At 33.1% G+C, this 20,258-nt stretch carries 19 protein-coding genes and 1 pseudogene; 3 read left to right on the top strand and 17 right to left on the bottom strand.

The genetic code is table 11. The features are described from left to right. Positions 1-2: 2 nt before the first annotated feature. From AAGD42_RS06835 to AAGD42_RS06820, 4 genes are all read right to left on the bottom strand, one after another. Complete coding sequence (locus AAGD42_RS06835; protein WP_341749620.1) at positions 3-524, bottom strand: IS630 family transposase; 522 nt, start codon at positions 522-524, stop codon at positions 3-5. Next, positions 488-859 (bottom strand): helix-turn-helix domain-containing protein, encoded by a 372-nt coding sequence (locus tag AAGD42_RS06830; protein WP_341749594.1) that lies wholly within the window; start codon positions 857-859, stop codon positions 488-490. The genes AAGD42_RS06835 and AAGD42_RS06830 overlap by 37 nt, the downstream gene beginning before the upstream one ends. 25 nt (positions 860-884) lie before the next feature. Then, positions 885-1,418 (bottom strand): MepB family protein, encoded by a 534-nt coding sequence (locus AAGD42_RS06825; protein ID WP_341752749.1) that lies wholly within the window; start codon positions 1,416-1,418, stop codon positions 885-887. Between the two features lie 96 nt (positions 1,419-1,514). Then, entirely contained in the window at positions 1,515-3,377 is a 1,863-nt protein-coding gene (locus AAGD42_RS06820; protein ID WP_341752748.1) for a patatin-like phospholipase family protein, read from the bottom strand. A gap of 330 nt (positions 3,378-3,707) precedes the next feature. Here AAGD42_RS06820 and AAGD42_RS06815 point away from each other — a divergent pair, with 330 nt between their 5' ends. Further along, entirely contained in the window at positions 3,708-3,869 is a 162-nt protein-coding gene (locus tag AAGD42_RS06815) for a palindromic element RPE2 domain-containing protein (protein ID WP_341752747.1), read from the top strand. Positions 3,870-4,003: 134 nt separating this feature from the next. Here AAGD42_RS06815 and AAGD42_RS06810 read toward each other — a convergent pair whose 3' ends face one another. The 8 genes and pseudogenes from AAGD42_RS06810 to AAGD42_RS06775 form a co-directional block, all read right to left on the bottom strand. Beyond that, the gene (locus tag AAGD42_RS06810) at positions 4,004-4,450 is read right to left on the bottom strand and encodes a DUF2335 domain-containing protein (RefSeq protein WP_410520934.1); all 447 of its coding nucleotides are present in this window, start codon (positions 4,448-4,450) and stop codon (positions 4,004-4,006) included. After that, positions 4,437-4,610, bottom strand: a complete 174-nt coding sequence (locus AAGD42_RS06805) for a hypothetical protein (RefSeq protein ID WP_250310584.1) — start codon at positions 4,608-4,610, stop codon at positions 4,437-4,439. Before AAGD42_RS06805 ends, AAGD42_RS06810 begins: the two co-directional genes overlap by 14 nt. Before the next feature lie 78 nt (positions 4,611-4,688). After that, on the bottom strand, positions 4,689-5,465 hold the full coding sequence (locus AAGD42_RS06800; protein WP_341752746.1) for a DUF2163 domain-containing protein: 777 nt from the start codon (positions 5,463-5,465) through the stop codon (positions 4,689-4,691). 80 nt (positions 5,466-5,545) lie between these two features. Further along, positions 5,546-6,030: pseudogene (locus tag AAGD42_RS06795) on the bottom strand (DUF2460 domain-containing protein). 40 nt (positions 6,031-6,070) lie between these two features. Next, positions 6,071-6,520, bottom strand: a complete 450-nt coding sequence (locus AAGD42_RS06790; RefSeq protein ID WP_341752745.1) for a hypothetical protein — start codon at positions 6,518-6,520, stop codon at positions 6,071-6,073. Beyond that, on the bottom strand, positions 6,510-6,848 hold the full coding sequence (locus tag AAGD42_RS06785; protein WP_341752744.1) for a phage head closure protein: 339 nt from the start codon (positions 6,846-6,848) through the stop codon (positions 6,510-6,512). The genes AAGD42_RS06790 and AAGD42_RS06785 overlap by 11 nt, the downstream gene beginning before the upstream one ends. Positions 6,849-6,867: 19 nt before the next feature. Beyond that, the gene (locus AAGD42_RS06780; RefSeq protein WP_341752743.1) at positions 6,868-7,404 is read right to left on the bottom strand and encodes a head-tail connector protein; all 537 of its coding nucleotides are present in this window, start codon (positions 7,402-7,404) and stop codon (positions 6,868-6,870) included. A gap of 18 nt (positions 7,405-7,422) precedes the next feature. After that, entirely contained in the window at positions 7,423-9,093 is a 1,671-nt protein-coding gene (locus tag AAGD42_RS06775) for a phage major capsid protein (protein ID WP_341752742.1), read from the bottom strand. 457 nt (positions 9,094-9,550) lie between these two features. Between AAGD42_RS06775 and nuoF the strand changes: the two genes are divergently transcribed. Next, positions 9,551-10,825, top strand: a complete 1,275-nt coding sequence (gene nuoF, locus AAGD42_RS06770) for an NADH-quinone oxidoreductase subunit NuoF (protein WP_341752741.1) — start codon at positions 9,551-9,553, stop codon at positions 10,823-10,825. 184 nt (positions 10,826-11,009) lie between these two features. Continuing rightward, complete coding sequence (locus AAGD42_RS06765; protein WP_341752740.1) at positions 11,010-14,786, top strand: hypothetical protein; 3,777 nt, start codon at positions 11,010-11,012, stop codon at positions 14,784-14,786. Between the two features lie 125 nt (positions 14,787-14,911). Here AAGD42_RS06765 and AAGD42_RS06760 read toward each other — a convergent pair whose 3' ends face one another. The 5 genes from AAGD42_RS06760 to AAGD42_RS06740 form a co-directional block, all read right to left on the bottom strand. Continuing rightward, positions 14,912-16,387: a sensor histidine kinase gene (locus AAGD42_RS06760; RefSeq protein WP_341752739.1), complete on the bottom strand. Its 1,476-nt coding sequence runs from the start codon at positions 16,385-16,387 to the stop codon at positions 14,912-14,914. A gap of 33 nt (positions 16,388-16,420) precedes the next feature. Beyond that, on the bottom strand, positions 16,421-17,392 hold the full coding sequence (locus tag AAGD42_RS06755; protein WP_341752738.1) for an SPFH domain-containing protein: 972 nt from the start codon (positions 17,390-17,392) through the stop codon (positions 16,421-16,423). Positions 17,393-17,707: 315 nt separating this feature from the next. Next, positions 17,708-18,709, bottom strand: coding sequence for an efflux RND transporter periplasmic adaptor subunit (locus tag AAGD42_RS06750; protein WP_341752737.1), 1,002 nt, complete (start codon positions 18,707-18,709; stop codon positions 17,708-17,710). Between the two features lie 13 nt (positions 18,710-18,722). Further along, the gene (locus tag AAGD42_RS06745; RefSeq protein WP_341752736.1) at positions 18,723-19,484 is read right to left on the bottom strand and encodes a DUF2608 domain-containing protein; all 762 of its coding nucleotides are present in this window, start codon (positions 19,482-19,484) and stop codon (positions 18,723-18,725) included. Continuing rightward, positions 19,484-20,242 (bottom strand): alpha/beta hydrolase, encoded by a 759-nt coding sequence (locus AAGD42_RS06740; RefSeq protein ID WP_341752735.1) that lies wholly within the window; start codon positions 20,240-20,242, stop codon positions 19,484-19,486. Before AAGD42_RS06740 ends, AAGD42_RS06745 begins: the two co-directional genes overlap by 1 nt. Positions 20,243-20,258 lie beyond the last annotated feature (16 nt).

Here is a 20,258-nt window from a genome sequence, read left to right as displayed (position 1 = left end):
AGTTATGTTACAGCAAAGAATGCACAAATGGTGTTATACAATTCTTGTGAAAGCCCGATTTTTTGTTTAATCCACCTTTTCATATTAGCCCAAAATTTCTCTATTGGATTTAGGTCAGGAGAGTAAGGTGGTAAAAATATTACCCTACATCCTACTGATTCTATTAAATCTTTAGTCTTCTTAGACTTATGAAAAGCAGCATTGTCTAAAATCACAACTTGACCAGCTATAAGCTCTTTTATCAAAAATTGCTCTACCCAATTATTAAATAGTTCGGTATTACAGGTGCCATTGAATACAAAAGGGGCTATAGATTTATTACCTACCAAACCTGCTATAATATTCGTCCTTTGGTAATACTTCCCACTCTTCTTTGCTTGTAGTGTTTGACCTTTCTTTCCCCAACCTCTATCTTGGGTAATGTTCATCTCTATTCCGCTCTCATCTATATACACAAGCGCATCTGTAGCTAGATCTTTGATATCTTCTAAATACTTACATCGCTTTTCAGCATTAGCTTCCACATAGGTAAAGGCTTTTTTTTATAACTAAATCCCAATTGTCTTAGCCAATATCTTGCCCCACTAGCGCTTATCCCAAATTTCTTACCAATATCTTCCGTTTTGCTATTAGGATTTTCTTCTACATACTTGATAAAATCATCCATTTCTATACTAGGCTTTGCTCCTTTATACTTCCTTGCTTGATAATGACCTTCTTTCTTATACCTTACATGCCATGTATTTACTGTTGTAGGGCTCAATTGAAAAACTCTAGATGCTGACCTTTGACTATTTCCTGCTTCTAGATATTTTATTACTTTTTCTCTTAAATCTATACTGTATGGGCTAGTTGACATTTTTCATTTTATATTATCACAATCACTAACATAACTCAACTGCCTTTACTATATTTCCTGGAATCTCTAAAAAATATTCTAATTGCCATGCTTGAGTTTTTTTAGCCTGCTTGTTTATAACAATATCCCAAGGTGGGTATACCCTTATCGCTCTCTTACCACCTTGGTTATTGTGCGAGACTATATCATATTTATACAAAACAGATTGTGGAAATATAAATTGACCAAAATTATCTCCTTTACGTGTTGTCACAATAAAAAGATCAATTGAATCTGCAGTATCATATGGCTGAATTGCTCCATTCCCAATTCTCTTCCATAGTGTTACAAATTGACCAATCTTTGTAGGAGTAATCTTAGCAACACGAAATATAACATTCATAGAATTTAGTTTGAATATGTAGGCTCCATATTCAGCACTTTCCTTTTCTATTACTGGTTCAGAGCATATAAACTGACATGGATTATATATTAAATCTCTCGATGCAATAAGTTCTGAGTGAATTAAATCATTAGTACTCCAAGAATTGTTGGTACGGTTACAAATAAGATTATTCACAAATACCCCACAGATTTGTTATAGTCAATTAAGGAGAATTGGGTAGTAGCAGGAGCAATAGAACAACACCTATAATAAGTAATTCTATGTTTAGCGTCATCCACCCTTAGCAGCTCCTACTCCTTTCCCTTGACTACTAATACGAAAAGCTTCACTTTTGTTTTTGCTTAAAAAGCCACTAAAATCTTCTTTTGTAAATTTAAACTCCGCAATATTCTTTGCTGGACTTTTTTCTGTATCCAATCTTTTATCTTGTTTTTTATCAATAGATAGTAATTGTATAAAATCTTCTTTAATTTTACTTGATGTTGTTGGATAGTTTAAAGTCTTAATCAGCGATTCTAATGCCTTGGTATCATTTCTGACTTCTTTATTTCGGTTAGTTGCTGCAAGTATTACATACTCTTTTAAGGTACTCTTATTATCTTTACCTTCCCAACGTTCTGCCGTACAAAAAGATAAAAGTGTATCAGCTTTTTCTTCATGATTTCGCATATTATCACGATCTTGCCAACTTCTCTCAGTTTTAGGTTTTGACGGAATTATATGACCTAACAATTTCTGAGAAAATGTTTTATTCAAATTTTCATTATCATAAGCCTCATAGACACTTAGAAGGAATTTTTGCCGTTCAAAGTTTTTATCTACATTTTCACCTAGGTCGTAATTATCTAAATATTCCAACGTCTGAAAACGTCCTTTAATATGCAAGTAACCTGCATATTTCTGAGCATCATCAAAATCAAGAGTGGATATACCTTGAGTATCTAGCGTCACCGTGTTTAATGCATTCTCACGTAAATTAGTAAGAGCAGCTTTATCAGTTTCCGTATATTTAAAATGTCCCCCAACTTGAGCCAGAGTTTTATATATTACATCCATTAAAAATTTTATTATAGCACCTGGACTGTCAAAAAGCTTGGCACTATATATTGCCACATTTGTTGAAGCATCCATACCACTACCAAAAGCAAGAGCCAGTACCCTACCCTGTTTTTTTGCTAGAGCAACATTCTCAAAACCCTCTAACTCTTCGACAGAATCCACTTTGTTCTCATTGTCAGGAAAATATCCAATAGGTACATTGTCCCTATATCCCCCATCAACATATTCAACCCCATCAATTGTTACCGGTTGAAAAACTATAGGAATTGAAGCAGAGGCACGGCAAGCTAAAGCAATTTCAACATCAGGGCTATTTTCCGCACTAAAAATTTGCAACGTACCATTATCTCGCCTTACTGCAGTAATTAATAAATCTTTAAATTGCTCTGAATCAACAAGTCTTAAAAGAGCTAAATCCTTAAAAAGGATTTTCCCACCAACTTGGCATTTTTCCATTAATTCACTGAACTCTTTACCATTAGAGTCTATGATAGTTTGAATTTTGTCAAATTGCTTATTTAACTGTTGTTTTTGAAAATCCAACCCTTGAATATTTTCATTTATATCACTAATCTGTTGACTATTATCACCATCTTGTTGTTTTAATTGTTCAATCGAGTTTAAAAGCTCTTGCTTTTTTCGCTCTAACTTTTCTTGCTGTTGTACAATCCTATCACGACCTGACTGACAAAGCTCTCCAAAATTCTTGTCCTCCAAAAAATTTAATACCCCTTTTCTGATTGTAGTATCTAAAAGACCATATAATGGGGTACCATCCTTGCCAATCTGCACCGGACCAGCTGAAAATCCTTGCGTACCAAGTAAACCTTTAAGATTAGTCTCTTTTGAAATTTTCTCAAATTCTTCAGGTGGAATACCACAGGCAACCATCGCCGCACTTATCGCCCCAGCAGATGAACCTGCAACCGCCTTGACCATTCCAACTGCTCCAGATTCTGCCAAGGCTGAATAAACGCCGGAATATATTGCCCCCTTGGCTCCTCCCCCACTAAATACCAAATACTCAAAAGGAGTTTCCTGCCTTTCCTGCATTTCTTTTTGTAATTTACTCATAAATTTTACTCAACATTTAAATTTTACCACCTTACGCATGGCATTTACAGGTCATCGTTATTGCGAAGAAGCCTTATGGCAACAAAACAACCCATTTTTGATTACTTTTATGGATTGCCACGACCTACTTGCGTGGTCTCGCTAATGAACCTATGCGTCGTCACTCATAAACGTCAGTTTAAGAAAATAAAGTAGAAAAGTCGTCTATTAGCGAGGCACCGTAGGTGGCGTGGCAATCCATTTCTAATCACTTTTCTGGATTGCTTCGTCGACCTTACGGTCTCCTCGCAATGACGATTTCTCAATTATTGTTTTCTTAAACTGACGCTTATGCGTCGTCACTCGCCTATTACTTATAGGCATCGCTTCATCATTCCTGCTATAGTCAATTCAGGGGAATTTGGGGCTAGGAACGATGGAGCGACGCCTATAAGTAATAGGCGAGCGACGAGTGACGACGTCACCAACTTCCCATCAATTGACTATACCTAATTCCCCTGAATTGACTATAACAATAGGCTTTAAACCTGAATTCTAGGATTTATGCCCACTTTAAACCTTGTGTCAAAATTTTATCCAAAAATGACAAACATTATCCGGTTAAATATTTTTCAGGGTAGCTATTGTCATCTTCTATGATAATCTTTCTGCCTGGTAAATTTAGTAGAAGATAGGAATAATCCGGCTCCTATAACTAAAAATACTGAAACAGTAAAAATACTAGCTATCATAAAATGCCCGAACATTGCTAAAATTAGCGTAGTAATACAGACCATTATCATAAATATAACCGCACTAACTCTCCCTTTTTTTGTTATGTTTTCATAAACCTCAATACTTTTAATATCCATTTGCTGTCTATGCGTTTGTTCTTTCTCTGCCATAGCAATTAATTTTGCCAAGGTTCCAGGATGAAGATTTTCATATTCTTCCATTAAATCTATAGGCGGCATAACATGCTCAAACTTCTTACGATAGAAGCTATTATCTTTTTCTCTAGGATTATTGTTAATTTTTGAATATCCTTTATTCAATCTATTATTACTAGCAAAGAAGCTTTTACTCTCTTTCATATTCTTTTTTTATTTCTTGAAATGTTGAATTAATATATTTTTCTATTTTAACAAAATACTCAGACAAATCTGTCTCCGGCTTCTTTCTTATTGTTGTTTTAGATATTTTAAATATACTAAAAAAGCCAGTTAGGAAATGTCTTACAAAATCTTTACTCATTTAGTTTTCATATTTTATTTTTCATATTTATTATCGATTACCACGACCACTACGTGACCTAAGAGGTTGCCATACATTCTAAATCACTTTTATAAAATTATCATCAGGAATCAATGGCTCTCCTCTGAAATTTACTGCATTGTTGAATTTATTGCAACAAGTTATAAAGTTTTTATCACAACCTATAGTAAGATCAACCGTTTTATTACACTTCATACTATCAGGAATTAATTGATCCAATATAATTACATTTCCAGAATGACTAATTATCTTACTATAAAATTGACCATTAGCTAAAATAGCATCCCCATAATTAAAATAACCACTTTCTTTATCAATATCTGAAATGACTATAGTTCTGCCAAATATTTCCTGAATATTATATATCTGACTATAAACTGTTTTATCTATTTTGCATTTCAAATCTCCAAAACTAGCACGACATTTCTTACTAAAAGATTGCAGTAACGACTGATTATATAGCTCTATATTTGGCTCTAAACGTAAAGTAAAATCTAAATCCCTTTTAGTATAAGTACTGCAGCGATAAGTAACAAAATGCCTACAAGAATTAGTAAAACAAGCATATATTTTGACCATAGCTTGTGTTAAATCGTAATGTTGCTCTACTCCATTATTCTCAAAAATTCCTTCTAAGATAATGTAATTCTGTGCAGAATCATTAAAAACTCCTTCCTTTAAAGTTATTCCAGAATTTGGCATAAATCTTATACCATCAATTGATAAAGATTTATCAGATTCAGTAAGATACAACTCAAAACCGTCTTGTAACGTGATATGGAAACAATAAGTAAAATTATGTACCGCTATGGAATTATCCATATATTCTGTCATATAACCTCCAATAATTCTATTTGCGATAATTCTATTGACCCATCAGGAGAATAAGAATATTCAAAGCTATCATTAGTAAATCATACAGCTACATCAAAAATAAAATTACCTGTCAAAATTTGCTCTTTATCTAATGGTCTTGGTAAGGTTAGAACTCCAGTATTATAATCAAGCTGAACATCCAAATTTACACCATTAACATAGAATTCTTCACTACCAGCTACCGGTTTATTAATTGTTCTAGCATAGGGTAAAATTGGGTCATCATATAATTTAATCAGTTGACATTGGGTTAATTTTCCATCGCCTTCAGCAATGAATTGCCCTGATACTTGATGATCAACATTATCTCTGAAGCGAAAAGAAAAACTCCCCCCCTTCTTGCTCTGAAGAAAGAGCTAAATTGCTCAAATTCAAAACTACTCAGACGACAATTTTTAATCAAATATCTTTGTCTAGCATATTCTCTATCTAAATTTCTTACTTCCCTACCTGATAATGTCATAGCACAAGAAGTAGCAAATTCCGGTTTACCAACAGCAAAAGTTTCAATAAATTCCGGCATACGTATATCATGAAAATTCATAATCACTCCTATTAAACTGTTAATCAATATCTTTACCCCCCTTTACTGCAGACTTTTTGCTAATTCTGTTCTCCTTTAATAAGGCTTTGTAATCTATAGTAAGCTTAGTAGTAATAAGGTCAGAACTACGCTGAAAATTTATATTACAGGCTTTCATACCAGCAACAATGTAATCTTGAAGAATACACGAATTAGCTGTTAATTTATTAGTAATTTTCTCCGCCAGTAAAGTTAAAAGCCCCTGATTTTTATCCCTAGCAAAAGCACTTATCTCAAATTCCACTTGGTAAATATCCTGCCCTAATCTTGAAATATTTTCAACTTTCAAAATATTTACTAGTAAGAACGGATATTTTGCATCCTGGACTACCGATATGTAAATCCGGTCAACACTAAGCCTAATATCTGGCTCCCTAGATAATAAGTTATATATGGTCATGTGAAAATCATGAATAAAATTAACAGACATATATTTCTAACCCTATAATATTCAAGAATTTACTTCTTTCTTCAACGTTAATAATCCGCTTAATTTCAAATTGCCTATCTCTAAATGATATACGCATTTTGGTGGTAATACCGGTGATAAATCTCATTTTAAACACATAAAACCCTTCGGTCATAATATGACCAAAATTCAAATGTTCTATCGAGGTAAATCGATTATCAGAAATAGGTTTTATTTCAGCATAAGTAGAAAATCTTTCTTGCCATTTTTCTTGCTCTATCTCACTTGTAGAAAAATTCTCTAGAATTTTCACCTGATGTTGTAGAGTACGTGCTATTGATTTCTTCATTTTTACCTTTCCAAAAGCCTTATATTCTTAATTGTCTATATGGTAGATATAGATTCTTAATTTCTGTCGACAGAGAAGTGGCATTTTGCCTTTCTCTGTCATACATTTCTGCTATATGCATTAATATGCCATGCTTTATTGAAGCTGGAATATTAATTTTATCATAACCCACAATATATTCAACTATTAATTGACAATTTTCTAACTTTTTATTCAAACATAACAATGATCGATCGTGATCTAGGTGATATTGATCAGATCGCAGCTCAATAGATTGACTGTTATTTGTTAGAGTAATCTTCACCAATTCCTTTATCGGCTGGTATTTTAACTGAAAATTTTGTTGATTTTTAATATTACAAACAAACTCTACCCGCCTTGTTATTATTGCAAGTTTAGTAAAATTCTCAGCAGCCATAATTGCAGCATCTATCAAGCTGTTAATTAAATCATCATCATAATTTCCTTCTATCCTCATATAATTTTTGACTTCTACTAGAGTCCAAATAGTCTGAGGTATTAATTCAATAATCCTAAAAGTATTTTTTTTATGCATATAGCTACTTCACATAGGTTAACTAAACATAGCCAGCTTAATAGCACTATGATTCACTACGTCACCCCCTACCCTTTTAACTGCGTAAAATTTGACAAATGGCTTATCAGTATAAGGATCTCTCATTATACTAATACCACCACGATCTATGATTTTATAGGCTGATTTAAAATCACCTATAGCAATTGCCATATTACCTTCCTTGATAGGTGGCATCTCAGAACAGCACAGCACCGATATACCAAATATTGTTTGCTTTAAAGAATCAGAGAGCGATTGTTGCCAAATAAATCGACCATTATTATCTTGAAGTTTTTGAACTTCTGATAAAGTGGTACGGTTCATCAAAAAACTAGCATTTGCCAAATATTCTTCATCAAGTAAATTAATGAAATCTAATAATTTTTCGGCAGTAACTTGTCCCCCCATCTCAAATAGCTCTATTTTATCACGAGCTCTTGATAAGATACCCCTTGGCTTTTTCTTACCGTCACCATTAATAAACGCATCATTTTCTGCTTTAACAAAACTATCTCTTAAACGTTCTATCAACCAATTCTCTATCCGAATGGCTGAGTCATCTATCAAAGTTTGGCTGGCTTTTGGCTGAGCATAAAGCTCATGTACAAAAATTCTCTGTTGCTTTAGTTTAGAAGTAGCTGTTTCTTCTCTTGCCTGTAAATCACCAACCCAGCCACTAGCAAAATTCCCCTCTTCAATTACTATATCAAGGGCATTACTAGAAATTGTTTCGATTGATGCTAATTGCCGCATAGGTGATCTAGCGTTAATCTCAGTGATGATACTATTATACAGAGCTGGTACTAATAACACCCCTCCTTCCTCAGACCCGCTATTTAAAGATTTTTCGATTAATTCACTTTGGTTACCTTTACGAATATAATTATTAAAGGCAGTTTTATGCTCAATATCTTGCATCCCCCCTATTTCTGGACGAGATAGAAAATTTTCTAAATTATAAACTTTTTCTTGTAACTCATTGATTTTTACTTCATTGTTATTTTGTTTTGTTATTAGTTCTGTATGCATTTTATTCTCCATTAAAATTGAATGTTTTACATTTTTTTGTTTTAAAGAAAAGCTATCGCAAATCTGCTGATTACTAGCCCGTTGCTTATTGCCTAAATTATAAATTGATGAAAAATCGCTCCTGCTACCCAATTCCCCTGAATTGACTATATTCAAATCATTTAAGTATCTTTGTTTAGTGATATGCGAAATTTTGGCATGGTAATTGGTCGGGAAAGTTACGATACTCACCTCAATTAATTCCGCTTCAGTGATAATTCTTTGGTTTAAGTTATTGTAATTTGCTAATTTTATATTAAAACCAATGGAAAGACCATCAACGGCTCCTTGGCGAACAAGCTCTATAGCTTCTTTACCTTTGTCGATTTTATTATTAATTATAGCTTCAACTTTTAAGCCGTAATCATCTTCCTCCAAAGACTTAATCACCCCTATTGGCTGTTGCCAATCATGCTGCCAAAGAAATTTGATGCACGAATGATCTGCTGAAGCAAAAGCCCCTTTAGCAATCAGGTCATTATGCTGATCAGAAATATTATAAACACTAGCATAACCTGAAATGACTACACTATTATCTGTAACAGATTTTATGATTAAATTTTGAATCGCTTGATTTTGATATAAGCTTTTAGTACACATATTACCTCATAATTGCAATAATTATAGGTAATATATACTAAAAATCTCTAGCACTAAGTAGTTTAGGAAAAAAATATTGATTTTTATCAAATATTTTTAGGTTCTGTGAATAAAATTTTAATTGCCTAGATTTTGAGTATTTTTAAGTATACCATATACTAGATATGACTTTTAAACTCACCTTACGCATGGTATTTAAAAGTCATATAGAAAATAGCTTGGCGTCATTGCGAGAAGCTACTTTAGTAGCGACGAAGCAATCTAATGAATGTGGATTGCTTCGAGCACGTAGTGGTCTCGCTAATAGCGTTTTGTACTTTTCCGGAATTTTTAAATTGTCATGGGGTTTATGCGTAAGGTGAGTTTTAAACCATCCTGATAAAAACCCCTAAATTTATTCTTCACAATTATTTACCTTCATCTATACTCTCATTTGTAGATATTCTAAGAGTAAATTATGTTACAAACTAGCAATAAAATTTTTTCTAATCTTAGTGGGCAGAAAAAATATGATATAATAAGTAGCAAGCAACGTGGAGATTGGGATAATACAAAAGATTTTATTATTAGAGGTAGAGAATGGATAATTGATGAAATAAAAAAATCAGGTTTGCGAGGACGGAGCGGTGCTGGATTTCCAACTGGTCTCAAATGGTCGTTTATGCCTAAAGAACACCCGAAACCTAGCTATTTAGTGGTTAATGCTGATGAATCAGAGCCTGGTACATGCAAGGATCGTGATATTCTAAGACATGAGCCGCACAAATTGCTTGAAGGCTGTTTGCTTGCCAGTTTTGCTATTAACGCACATACTTGCTATATATATATTCGTGGTGAATTTTATAACGAAGCATCCAATGTGCAACGGGCTATAGATGAAGCTTATGATGCTGGTTTTATAGGTGATAATGCTTGTGGTACTGGGTATAAACTTGACATTCATTTGCATAGAGGGGCTGGGGCATATATTTGCGGTGAGGAAACAGCTCTGCTCGAAAGTTTAGAGGGGAATAAAGGATTTCCTAGACTGAAGCCACCATTTCCAGCTAATTTCGGCTTATATGGTTGTCCAACAACTATTAATAATGTTGAGTCAATTGCCGTTGTACCTACTATACTTAGACGTGGGGGGGATTGGTTTGCTTCAATCGGGAAGCCTAACAGTACCGGCACGAAAATTTTCTGTATTTCTGGTCACGTAAATAGACCATGTAATGTTGAAGAATCTATGGGCATACCTTTAAAGGAATTGATAGAAAAATATGCTGGAGGTGTACGTGGTGGTTGGGATAATCTGAAAGCTATTATTCCAGGTGGTTCGTCAGTACCATTGTTACCAAAATCACTATGTGAAGATTTGGCAATGGATTTTGATAGTGTGAAATTAGCTGGCTCGGCTCTTGGGACTGGTGGAATTATTGTTATGGATAATTCTACGGATATTATTTACGCTATTGCCAGGCTTAGTAAATTCTACATGCATGAATCTTGTGGTCAGTGTAGCCCATGCAGAGAAGGTACAGGGTGGATGTGGCGAGTTATGATGAGATTAGTACGAGGTCAGGCAAAAATAGAAGAAATAGATCAATTGTTAGACGTGACTAAAATGATCGAGGGGCATACTATTTGCGGTCTTGGAGATGCCTCTGCTTGGCCTATTCAAGGTTTAATTCGTCATTTTCGTCACGAGATTGAAGAGAGGATTTATTCAAAAAACTGTGAAAGTTTTTAGATTTAGATGGGTTATATTCTAAAAAAAATAAGCAATACCGCAAAAATAATGAAAACAGCTATTAGTGGAGCAAAAAAATCTGTTATATTTATAGATATAACAGATTTTTGAATAGCTTGTTATATCGAATTCAGGTTAATATATTAGCTGATAAGAAAAACAATTTGAAAGAAGGGTAAAGGTTATGGGTAAGGATAAAGAGCAATCTCGGCTTAGCAAATTACGAGCAAAAATTCAAAAGGTAGTAAAGCCGGACGATTCTACTTTGGGAGAACTGCAAAAAGATATTTATAAGAAAGAGAAAGATATATTAAAATTACAACAAAAAACAACTACCTTAGAAAACGAAAATCAAATTGCAGAAAAAAGAAAAGAGATAGCACAATATCAAAATCTATTAAATGGTAGGTTAGGAGAATTATTGAAAAAAAATCAAGATTATTCTGAACTTATTAACCAAGGAAATCAGAATCATAAAGACAAAGCTGCTAAAAAGCAATTAGACTCATGGAACCAAGAGTTACAGAAAATTAAGAATGAATTAAGTAATCATAAAAAGTTGGTTGATAGATATAAGAAAAAAGAACAGAAACAAATTGAGAAATTAATGATTGAAGAGAAGAAAGCTGAAGAGAAAACGGAAAGTTCATATCAAGAAGAAAAGGATAAAGCTTTTAGAATAGCTAAGGATATCTTAAAGGATAGAGATGGTATGGAGAAAATCCTGACTCCTTTACTATCGTCAAAAAAGCAGGAGGACACTATTAGTGCAGGTCAAAAGCTTCAAGCTGATATGAAAGGTATTGGGTTTGCAGCAAGTCATATATCTCAGGGTATTGCCATTGCTACCTCGGTATCATTTTACGCAGAAGAACTAGCCAAAATACAGAAAATATTCAATGGTGAAACGCCATATGATCCATCTCATCCTCCTTTCTTCATAAGATTATTAAAAGATCCTGACACTTCTCAATTTCTTACTGACAATACTGTAATTCTTAACTATTTAGTTCAGCATCTTGCCCCAATGCTAATTACTGTAATGCTAAAAGAGTTAGGAGAAATAAATAATATAAAAAAAGAATTTGATGATCACAAAAAGGATATAGATAGTCTGCCGACGTTGGAAAAAGAATTACAGATTCTAAAAGACAAGAAAGATGTATCTAAAATGCCCAAATTAGAAGAGAAAGTTAATTATCTAAAATCTCTACAAAAAAATTATGATCGAGCAATTTTATTCAACAACTTAAAAGAAGCTGGTCTTGATAAAGATTATATCAATAGTAAGTTACTGCCCATTGTCCAGGACATTACTATTTCGATGTTAGAAAAACCAGAAGATTTATTAAAAATAATTAACCTATCTGTAGATATGTTAATTATTAAAGATCCTGAAATCAAAAAAGACTATCAGAGTAAAATATTAGATACAATAGATATTAGTTCATTATTAAAAAGTGGTAAACTATCTAAATTTCTAATTGAGGAGAAAAAATATGTAGAAGCCGCAGCAGAAGTAATTATTTCATCAAATATGGCATTAGATAAAAGACTAGAAGATTCTGGTATAGGGAAAGAATTATTGCATGATGTAGTACCTATAGTTTCAGAATTTGCTGGTATAGCTTTGCAAGACCCTAAAAAGGTGGGTGCTTTATATGAAACATTAAAATCTGTTATATTAGATGATACTGATAGTAAAATACGAGAAGCTAACAGTTTGCAGGAAGTCACAGCTTTAGATAAAGCAGGAGGCATTAAAAAACTTGCCGTAGTACAACAACTACCAAAGATTCTGCTACAAAATGAAATGCTAGAATTACTACACGATCAATTACCGGCAACTCTGACAAAACATAAAGGGGAAATTGCAAAAATTGCTTCTACAACTATACCAAAATTGCTAGAAATGCTAGATAATAATGCCCGCACTTTAGCGAAAGAATGTAATAAGACTTTCCAAGAAGAAGATGTACACAAAATAATAGTATCTCCAATTGTACCAATGCTTAACGGAGTGGATCACAAATTTTATGAGTCAATTATACCTATATCTATTGATTTACTAAAAAATACTATGACTGTTTTAAATGTGGAGGATATAAAAGAGATATATAGTGATATGCAAACCTTAGCTAAAACCGAGGATGTAGAACAGAAAGACCAAGCGACAGAGCGATTAAACAAGCATGTTATCACATTACTTAAAAACGAAGATTTACAACAAAATATTGCTGTAAATCTACCTCAAATCATTAAGGATAATGAAGCGGCACTAGCAGTAATAGCAAATAATATAGTTAGTAATAACCAGGATTTTAAGAAATATGATTTATCAGCAGAGTTAATAAATGCTACAACATCATTAGCAATTAAAGTAGTTGATACTGGTCTAAGTAGGGTGCCAACGCTTATGAAAATTAATGATAATTGGCAAGAATACCAAAGAGCCGATATAGACGCTAATGCAAAAGAGAAGGTTTTAACTAAAATAATCGATGATGTTGGAGAAATAGTCCAGAGCCTTTCTCCTATATTAGAACACTCTGTGCCAGAATATCTGCAAACAAATAAGGATAGTCTTTTGGCCTTGACAGAAAATATGATTAAGCAGGAAGAACTTAAGAGGCAATTAGATAGTGCAGGAGTTTCCTCTGAGCTAGCTTTCAGAATGGTCGATACTGCTATCAATATCACCCCACATCTCCTACCTATAATTACCAAATTTGCTAATGCATCTTTAAAGGATAAAGATGGAGTTATTGTTATTGCGAACAAACTTCAGGAGCTTCTCAATACATCCGAGCAAGAAAAAGACTCTAAAGGTAGAGAACTGGCAGATTCTGTTGTACAATTTATAGAAAGAAATTCAGCAGTAAAAGACGTTATCATAAAAGATATTCCAAAACTCCTTAACGAAAATTCTGCGATCCTGGGACCTATAGTAGATGAATTCCTGAATAGCACTTTCATAGGGAGAAATTTGAAAATCAAAGGTCAAGAAATTATTGAAAAAATTAGCGAAAAAGTGCCTGCATTAACAGAGATAGCGATGCAGTATAATAAGGGTAATTATCTATCCGTAATTACTGGTACATTTAAGTTATTATCATCTGATCCAGTAGCAAGAGGAATGGTAACAAAATTATTAGTTGAAGGAGTTAGATATAAGGTACAAACAAGCTTTACCTCTTACAAGAAACGTAGACAAAGGTGGCATGAATATGCAGGTGAAATTATAGATAAAGTGCGTAAGCGCATTCCTACCATCAATGGGCAGAAAGCAGATTTAGGAGAGTTACTACAACAACAAACCGATAACACGCATGTTGCTAATAAGTCAAAAACATTGGAATATTCTTTAATTAGCAGGGATTTTAGCGGTCTTATCTTTAATAATGAAACGAACATGCCTCTTGAGAATGTCAAAATTAATGGTTTTAATTTCAATGATGCGACGTTTATGGACAATTCTTTTCAAAATAGTGAAATTAGTAATTGTTCATTTAAGGGGACAGATTTCAAAGAGAAAATAAGTTTTACTGGAGCTACTATTGATGCAAAATCCTTAGAAACTCTTTTACCAGCAATTAAGCAATATAATAAAAACCATAAAAAAGATCCTATTACTTTAGATAATGTACAACTCACCGGTGATATAAGTAAATTATCTTTCAAAGGTGTATCAGTGAACAATAGAGCAGATATAACAGTAGCTAAGTTGGCAATGGAAAGTAAGCTAAACCATACGGATCATGCAAAAAAAATAGGTAAAGATATAGCACATCATATGTCAAGAAGTGTGCAAGATGATAAAAATACTCCTCCAAACGTAGAAGCAATAAAAGAGAGTATATCGAAGCATATTAGCACAGACGTAGCTGGACAAACGAAGAGTCAGATGAAAAAAACAGACCCACACAACCCGAATTCTGGATTAACAAAGATAAGCAGGTAGGGGTATAATGGACTAATGGAATGTATCTACCCTATATACAAAATGAAGAGCAGATACTAATCTTCTATAGGAAATGAATCCTAAACAACAATAAGGAGATTCATTCTATTACTCCATTTATAATACTAATCAGAAGAAAAAGTTAATGTTACAGTAGTGCCTATGCCTATTTTACTTTGTAAATCAAATTTACCTTTCATTAATTCAACCAACTTGCGAGTAAGTGGTAAACCAAGACCGGTTCCTTGGTATTTTCTGCCAACAGTACTATCAATCTGCCCAAAGGTTGACAGTACTTTGGGAATATCTCTCTCATCAATTCCTATACCAGTATCTATAACCTGTATATAAACTAGCCCTTTAGAGTCATCTTTCTCAGCATAAATTGTTATAGTACCTGATGCTTTGGTGAACTTTATAGAATTAGATAAAAGGTTAAAAAATACTTGTTTAAGTCTTTTGGGATCTGCTTTTATAACAATATGATCTTTTGGTAATTTTTCAATTAATTGCACTGATGCCTGATCAGCTCTTGGGTTCATTATCCTTACAGTAGAAGTAATTAATTTATTTAGGTCTAACTCGACAAAATCAACTAATAGCTTGTCAGCCGATGCTTTTGATAAGTCTAATATATCAGTTATTATACTGAGCAAATGCTTGCCTGCGTCATTAATATCTTTTATATAATTACCATGCTCTTTATTGTAAGGCGTGGACATCATAATTTCTGAAAAACCTATAATAGCATTCAGAGGAGTACGCAGCTCATGGCTAACATTGGCAAAAAATTTAGTATGAGCAGAACTTTCATTTCTAACCTTAATTACCGCTTCCTCTAATGCTTTATTAGCATCAAATTGTTGGTCTATAATTTTCTGTGCATAATTTGTATTACTCGTAACTATAACTAAGAATATTACCAAAATAATAAAAAAGGTCAGTAATACTTTTTCTTCCAGCTCTATAACACTTGACCATAAACTAGTAATATTGGTATTAATCTCTAACACACCATCAACAGGATAGTCAGATAGGTCGCTGTTTATTATTGGAATGTAACTTGTTATACAAGATGCCTTCTCTACTTTCCCTGACATATGGAATATGGCTTTAGGAATTAATGCATGAGTTGTTACCCCTTTAAAGGCTTTGTTAAAGGCTTGTTCTACAACCAGTTCTTTTAGAAAATATTTATCAATTCTGCTAAGAATTTTTTGATACAGATTATCTTCAGGAGAGTTTTCTTGACTTGTTACTTGAATTGGAGAGCTGGTTATAATTTTATGACCTTGTAGATCATATAAAGAAATATAGGCATTGAGATTAACAAAAATATCAACTGAAGTAGTTGCGAACCTAATGAAATCCGCATCTCGCAATAAATTTATATAACCAAATTCATGTAACTTATTTACAACAATTTTATTCCTATTCCAAACATTTTTTGTATAAACATCAGCTATTTTAATATTTGCTTCTCCAACTTGCTTTAAAATCATTTCTTCAATAATGAAGTAACGATAGTAAATCATGTTGACAATGATATTTATAAATAACCCAAAGAATGCCAGTCTAACAATATACTTATTTTGAATCATTAGATTTGCACATATTATTTAGAGTATAGCAGATTATTCACTAGCACTAAGTTTTTTCTTTGTAGATGATTCCTTAGGCAATTTTTTATCGTTCACTGATTTCAGCTGATCAAAAATACTTAAAGCTTGAGTTATAAAGCTTCCTGGTTCAGAAAGATTTGCCGGTAGAATTACGGTATTACTATCCTTGGCTAACTCACCAAAAGCAGATATATATTGTTCAGCAATTTTTAAAGATACTGCATCGTTTCCTCCAGATTTCTGAATAGAGGCTGCTATAAGCTCAATACTTTTAGCAGTAGCCATGGCTACTAATCCTATTGCTTCAGCTTCACCCTTAGCCCTATTTACTTGATCAATATAGGAAGCTTCAGAATTTAATACAACTTGAGCCTTCTCGCCTTCCGCATGGTTTATTTTTGCTTGTCTATTGCCTTCTGAGTCTAAAATTTGAGCTCGTTTTTGACGTTCTGCTGCAACTTGTAACTCCATCGCTTTAAGTATTGTTTGTGGTGGCTGAATGTCTTTAATTTCATAACGCATACATTGTATCCCCCAATTGACTGCCGCTTGGTTAATAGCAGAAACAATAGCGATATTCAAGGTTTCTCGTTCTTCAAAAGTTCTGTCTAATGGTAACTTACCTATTTCTGAACGCATGGTGGTTTGTGCAAGCTGGGTGATAGCATAATATGGACTATTAACCCCATAAGATGCAGCAACTGGATCGACAATTTTTACATATAACACACCATCTATTAGTAACGTAACATTATCATTGGAAATGGCTGTTTGAGCAGTCACATCAATCGCTTCTTCCTTTAAAGTATGTTTGTAGGCTACTTTCTGAATCACTGGTATCAAAATACTCAAGCCAGGCTGCAAGATGCTATCAAATTTCCCAAATTTTTCAACAATCCATGCTTGTTGTTGTGGTACAACCTTAACCATCTGTATAATAATAAGGATCGCCACGATACTACAAACTAATAATATATATTCCATATTTTCTCCTTTTTAAATCTATAACTAACCCGATTAGTATTTACCCATACAAACCGTCATTGCGAGGAAGCCCGTAGGTCAACGAAGCAATCCAGGAAAGTGAATAGAAATGGATTGCTTCGACTACTACGTAGTCTCGCAATGACGTTTAAGATGCATACACGTCATTGCGAACGAACGTATGTGAGTGTGGCAATCCATTATTCTTGGATTGCTTCGTAGACCTACGACCTTCCTCGCAATGACGGCTGAAGCTTACGCAGTCCTCACGTGACGTCAGTTCACATGGCTAAAACCTTGTTTGGGTAGCTGTAGCTATAATAATTTCACTATGCTACCGTCATTAATCTTAGTAATTCCTTCCACTACTACCATATCTCCCTCTTTGATTTCGTCTGAAATAATCTCTGTTAGACCATTTAGACTAGTACCTAGCTTAACATAAAGTTGCTGCACTTTGTTATCATTAAGTTTATATACAAAATACTGACCTTTACTATTACTCTGCACTGATTGACTAGCTACTGCTAAATTCTGATGTTTGTTAAGAATTAAATCTATAGGTACATAGCTTCTATGTATCATATTACTATTAGAATCAACAATAACTTTAGCACTTATAGTACCATTATCTGAAACATATTGTGAGATTTCAGCAATTTTTCCATTAATCTTATCACCATTATTATCGGTTATCACTAAATCAGTAGATACTGACACCTGATTATAAAGCCCCTCAGGTAACTCCATTAGAATATTTTTAGTGGTAGAATTTTGAGCAATAATGCTAAAAAGATAATTTTTTTGTTCTACCTTATCCCCTTTTTTTAGCTTTATTATACCAATATTTCCATCAAATGGTGCTACGATAACCATATCGTTGTAACTATTCATTGCTTTGGAAAAAGCAAGCTTAGCTGTTTCTAAATCACTATTTGATTTTTCTAGTACATCACTACTAATATATTTTTTGGCAAATAATGCCTTATCACGTTCATAAGCAGTCATCGCAGTTTTTAAAGAGATTTCTGCTTGTGACTTAATTGACATAGCCAAATCTTGGTCAATAATAAGCAGGACATCCCCTTTGTCAACCTTGCCCCCTTGAGAAGTAGATACTACATCAACCGTACCAGAAACATTTGCATAATAATCCCGACTCGTATCATTTTTACATTGTCCGACAACGCTGAAAACATTATGCAAATCAGCCATTTGTACTTTACTGGCTTTTACCGTAATGCCCTCTTGTTTTTCAGCGATAGCACAGCAAGAAATAATGCATATACTTACAAAAACAATTAATTTATTCAACATTTCAAATACCATATTAAAGTTTTAAATCTGTTAGCCAACGATGTTCTTTCTCTAAAATCTCAAAACGAATTTTTTCACTTTTTTTATCAAGCTCTGGCTCCGGCACTAGTGAAGCTCCATTAAATTCAAAACCATGATAGTTAATCTGTAATTTAGCACATATTTTTTCCACTGACTCAATATTTTCTAAAACATCATCAACGAATATTATGGTTTTAGGGTAGTAACTTTTCTTGTGTAAAATATTCTCTAATACTATCCCTTTATCAATATCGGCAGTAAGAATCACCCCTTCTTCCATCATCGGCATACCATTCTCACTATGTAATTCATCAATTAATATTTCCTCTTTTATTGGAGTAGATTTCATAAAATCTATATTTATTCCTTTAAGCTCTTTTAAACGCCAATTGGTAAAATCTTCAATAACCCCGAATCTACCTGTATATAGCTTGGTTAAAGCAACAGTTGGAATTTGCCTCTCCCATAATTTACTCAATATATCATTTATATTGGGGTTCACTAAGCGAATAGTACGATTTTTTAGAATAATACTAAAAAAAAGTTGCCTTTCTTTTCTAGTAAAGCGTTTTTTGCTTTCAACACACCATTCAAGTCTATAAGGATGAGTTAAGCGATATTCATCTTGAGCCATGATCAGTACGTCATCCACATCAAAAAGTACCAAACTATCTTGATCTAGCTTATCTATCATTTCTGAAATTTTTAAAAAATCAGAAATTTTAGTTGTTTTAGTAAATTTATGGTTATTCATTAGTTTTTATATTTTATTATTTCTTCCAAAGAATTAGCAATTATAGCCAAATCTGATTCTCTTGAGAGATTGTGATGCCCATCTTTTATTAATTTCATTACTACTATATCACTAGTAATTTTTTCTACCAACTTACTTGAGATGGTATAAGGCACATCAGTATCTAGTATCCCATGAATTAAATGAACAAGTTTCTTAAGATTAATACTATTTGAGTTTAGTAACAAGTGATTTTTAGCTTCAAATATTAATTGATAACTTATTGGGTATTTACCATTACAATCACGCCCATTAAACTCAAGCCATTTTTGTTGTTGCATTTGTATTTTTTGAATTTCAGTTAAATTATTCCAAATAGTTTCTGTAAAATCTAGTGCTGGAGCAAGAGCAATAAGACCACAAATTTTACTAGGAAACTTTATAGCAGCAAGAATGGCAAGCCAGGCACCCATGCTGGAACCTATTATAATAGTTGGTTGTATGATAAGTTTATTTAACACCAGCTCAACCCCCGTAAGCCAAGAGCCAATAGTTTCATCTAGAAAATTACCTGACGACTTTCCATGACCAAAATTATCAAATGTGATAAAATTATAATCATGTTTTTTACAGTAATTTTCAAGAAATACAGCCTTTGTACCATTCATATTTGACATCAAGCCATGTAAGAACATTACGTGAGGCATATTTTTTTTGTTGCTTTTATAATGATTATAAGTGATAAATTTTTTCTTTTCTGTATTATATATTTTTTCCATTTAAATTATTTAATTA

This window comes from Candidatus Tisiphia endosymbiont of Dioctria linearis, assembly GCF_964026545.1.
In the GTDB taxonomy this organism is placed as follows: Bacteria; Pseudomonadota; Alphaproteobacteria; order Rickettsiales; family Rickettsiaceae; genus Tisiphia.
The sequence above is the reverse complement of the archived record's forward strand: the minus strand, read 5'-3'. Positions and strand labels throughout refer to the sequence as shown.